The 654-nt window shown below is 61.2% G+C and carries 1 protein-coding gene; it reads right to left on the reverse strand.

Annotated features, from left to right (window positions below; genetic code table 11):
* Positions 1 to 219: 219 nt before the first annotated feature.
* On the reverse strand, positions 220 to 654 hold a 435-nt coding region (locus tag AC1DIX_RS27490), incomplete at its 5' end, for an IS1595 family transposase (protein ID WP_477328484.1).

Below are 654 nucleotides of genomic sequence, written 5' to 3' on the forward strand. Positions count from 1 at the left end.
GCTTCGTTCGAGCGTCACCAACTCAAACGCAAGCCATTGAAATTAAATGAGTTTTTGTTTTTATTCTCAGCCGTTCACGGCATCGGAGGAAGCGGCCGCAGGCATCGCCGGTGATGGCCCGGACCCAACACTTTTATGGGCCTGTTCGGTGCTGACCGACAGATGCCGAATGAAGATGTTCCGATTGGGACGGCGCAAAAAAAACGGGCGCTGTTTGCATTAAGTGTTGAATCTGCCCAGCGCCGCTCTCAAAAAGGCGTCTGGGCAGGCAATACGCTGGCCATCCAGCGCCCAGCGCCAGCCGAAGTAGTGGCTTAGGTAACGGCTGGCGACGCCGCGGAACGGCAGCAGCCAGGCGCGCATCCGGCTGTGATAGGCGTTCACGTTCTGGATGTGCAGCGCACCGCGCTTTCGTTCGCCGGCGCTCGCGTTGATGGCCTCATGTGAAATCCCGACCTCCCGCGCGAATGCCGGGTAGGCCGCATGGCTATCGGTCACCAGCAGCACGTCGGGTGCCAGGCGCGGTCCCAGGTGTTGCATCAGCTGCCGCTTGCTCACGCTGCCCTTGCCGGTCACGGCGTCGATGGTCTGGCCGCTGCGATCGCGCGCCACCAGGATGCACACTTGTTCACTCGAGATCCCGCGCTTTGTCGC

It is taken from the genome of Massilia sp. 05N420, assembly GCF_056397205.1.